This is a genomic window from Pseudoalteromonas sp. NEC-BIFX-2020_015 (assembly GCF_012952265.1).
Classification (GTDB): Bacteria; Pseudomonadota; Gammaproteobacteria; order Enterobacterales; family Alteromonadaceae; genus Pseudoalteromonas; species Pseudoalteromonas neustonica.
This window is the reverse complement of the sequence record NZ_JABCJL010000055.1, coordinates 1-3429: the sequence shown is the minus strand read 5'-3', so window position 1 is coordinate 3429 and position 3429 is coordinate 1. Positions and strand designations below refer to the sequence as shown.

Here is a 3429-nt window from a genome sequence, read left to right as displayed (position 1 = left end):
ACTTTCATTTATTCACATCATAATCAAAGGAAAGCAACAGAATAACGCGTTGAAATGATCAAGCAAGTCGATCCCTTTTTTATTTTTGATCGTTTTCAATAAGCAAGGTTTAGTGCTGAGTAGTTACCTATAAAGCATGATCTAGTTGTTCTAACGCCATAATCATTGTAGAAACGGTGTTTCTATCAAATTCGGCTCTATCGCTTTCTTCATGCGTACCTTTATTCAAATATCTCCATTCACGAGAATTACCATTTAGGCCAACCAACGTACTAAGAGGATCTAAAACTATGCTCTTATTTTGATCAGAAAAGTCAGCCTTGCTGATTTTTGATTTAAGCTGATCAGATAAGTTTCTCAGTTCAATTGGAGCTGAAGCACCACGCAACTTTATGCTCAAATTACCATCACCATATCGACTTACATAACGCCAGATTTTTCCTTTAGTCAAAGACTCCATTGCTTTTCTTGATTTTGATAAAGACTCTCTAATTTCGTTTCTATTAAAGTGCTCTCTAGCGGCGATAATGTAATTTCTTGGAGCACAGTTAAAATCCACATTTATATGAGAATCTTCCAAGCTAGGTAAAAAGGCAAGCGATTGAGTCTGAGCTGCAACTTGAGCAGGAAGGAGGTTTAGAATATCTTTAAAAAACTCTTCTCCATGACAAGTCAGAATTATTTGTTTCTCAGAAAATAACTGCTCTTCAAATAATGTACGTCTTATTGATTCCCTATGATCGTCATCTATAGCATTTACTGGATCATCAAAAATCAGCATTGGACAATTTTCTTTCAGGTTCTTTGAAAGAAGAATAGATAGACCAATACAACGAATATGCCCTTCACTGAGGACATGCAATGGATCGTAAAACTGATCAGGGGAGTTTTGAAATGATATTTCGAGACGTTGATTCTGCGCTAAAGGTAGTTTAACTGTAGCCAGAAGTTCTGATGGTAAATCATTGCGATTAAATGAATTATACAGCTCGACAACTTGTTCACTTAAATCAGCAACTAGTAGTTCAGGAAGTTTATTTTTGTAAGTATTTAATAATACAACGAATTTCCTATAAGCTACCGATATAGATTGATTTCTTTGGATATTCGGAATTTCCGCTTGAGCACCAGCTATTAACGGAGCATTTTCAATATCAAAGCGATTAATTATTTGTTGAGCATTTAAAAGTGATTGATCAGCTGTTTGTCTACGCGTTATAAGAAGAGTAATATTTCGTGATAAATCACGTAGTCGGTTTAGCTCCGCTTGTTTTTCTGCGCGTAATTGAACAGCTTGATCAATTCCCTTATCTGCATCCTCAAGCTGTTTGACTTGCGAATGTAGATGTTGCCAAGCAGTAAAGCCATCTGGCATTGGCTGTTGTAAACTATTCCACCATTCAGTGTTTTCCTGAATACTTGGTGAAACTTGATACTGAGTAAGTACATTCGGAGAAAATCGGCTAAAACAAGTACTTATTATTTGAGCAAGAGAAAGTAACTCCTGATTTACTTTTTGCTCTACAAGCTGAAGTTTACTTTGCTGAACAGCCAAATGCTGTAGCTTTTGCATCTCTTCACTAGAATGAGTAAACGGATTTACTACGACTTGTTCCAGTGGGGTTTTACAAGCAGGGCAGTTATTGGGACTACTCTTTTGCACTTGTATTACAGCATTGTACAGATTCTTGAATGATATTTGCTGACTTGCACCTGCTAACTCTTGTTGTAATGCAATATGCTCATTAAGATGACTCGCTATATTTCTACCTAACTCATCTAATGTAGCCAGACTCAAAGAAGACTTAATAGTTATAGGTTGCTGTACTTCGGACTCTATTCTTGAAATTGAACCAACAATTTCACTATTACCATGTACTTCAAGCACCAATTGGCTAAAGTCTATACCTTCTCGGTAATTACTAGCTAAAACTTGTTCATCAGTATTGATTTTTACTAGCTCAGCATTATGTATTGCTATTTGCTGCTTAGCCCCCTCAAGCGCTTGCCGCTTTTGAGCCAATAGTGTCGCTTTCTGGCCTGTGAGATCAATATACTTAGGATCAATTTCAGCGGTAAATTTTCTAACGAAATCACTAAAGGAATCCAAACCAAATAACGTTGAAATTAACTCAGTTTGTTTTGCAGGGGCTTGGGCTGCAATTCGTGAAAAGTTATCAATCCTGTTCTTTTCAACAAAACAAAATCTATAAAGCGCATCATCAGCAGTAACGGCAATTTCTTCACCTTGATCTGTTAGTCCCGAAAGCACAGGTTGACTAAATCTACCTACATGAGCATTTTTGAAATATCTTTGCTGATCACGAAAACGCTTACTTTCTGCTTCTGCAACGTTTCCTAAAAGTGAGTATTCAAGGGCTTCACAAAAGCTTGATTTACCTGTCCCATTTGGCCCGTAAATGAGAACTAGGTTACTGGTTAAATCAAAAGTCTCTTCCCTAGAGAATCCGCGAAATGGACCTACTTTTAAACTTTTTAGCTGAGTTATTTGAGATTTATGAATAGATAAATCATCAGGTGGCGGTTTAATCACAGATTCCAAATTATCCCAACCCGCTTGGGCGAGCGGTACTACAGCTTTAAGGCGCTGACCTTGATGCGTACCTAGGGGAACCAAAACATCTAAGTTTTCTAAAACAAGATTGGCAACCTTACGTTCATCTTCAGAAATCGCATCTGTATTAAGAGTCTGTAAAAAACGTAAGTACTCAGAATGAATCATATAACGCCCTTAATTTCACAATCGTATCTCTCCAAAATGAACAACTTAATTATTTAGAATGTAACCCGCCAATACTGCAAGGAGCATATAACGAGCCTGTAGAATAACTCGTTTTTAATTTATTTTTATTGATGCTTCAACAATAGCTGAGTTCCTAATTTGGTTCAATCGGTTACTTCGATTTTACGTAAATATAAAAAAGGGGATTTGGTGTTGTTTTAATGGGCGTTTTGGAAGGTATGACAGGTGTTTAAGTGGCTTATTTGAGGTGATAAGGGGTTACCCTTATTAATGTATCGTGTTTCTCAGCTTTTCTAGATTATGAACAAGGCAATACAGCTGCCATTGCGCATTTACTTTCGTTTGTCCGCGTAAGGTCAATTTGTTCATGCCTTTATTGACTGTAATATTTCCAAACACGGGTTCTATACAACCGAGTCTTTTACTGTACTGCCGTCGCCCCATTGGGCTGTCTATTTTAACTTTCATTTTGTCGATATAGCTTAGCTTTTTACGTGATTCATCATTTTTAAACTGTACTTGCCGCCCTGTTTTTATCGGTGGCTTTCGCATGCATTGCTGTTGCAGTGGGCATACTTTGCAATCTTTTAAGTAACCGCAGAATCGCGTGTATTCTTGATTGTGACTCTTTACATTAACCCCGCTTCGCCACATACCATTGCCTG

Annotated in this window: 2 protein-coding genes; both read right to left on the bottom strand. The window is 37.3% G+C overall.

The window, feature by feature from the left end:
• Nucleotides 1–127: 127 nt before the first annotated feature.
• A complete protein-coding gene (locus HH219_RS21370) occupies nucleotides 128–2743 on the bottom strand; it encodes an AAA family ATPase (RefSeq protein ID WP_169328563.1) in 2616 nt (871 codons plus the stop codon).
• A 288-nt stretch (nucleotides 2744–3031) separates the two neighbouring features.
• The coding region (locus HH219_RS21365) for a transposase (RefSeq protein WP_211842215.1) at nucleotides 3032–3429 on the bottom strand (398 nt) is incomplete at its 5' end.

Excerpts from the sequence above, each read along its gene's own strand:
- HH219_RS21370 (WP_169328563.1), bottom strand. The coding sequence starts at position 2,743 with ATGATTCATTCTGAGTACTTACGTTTTTTACAGACTCTTAATACAGAT.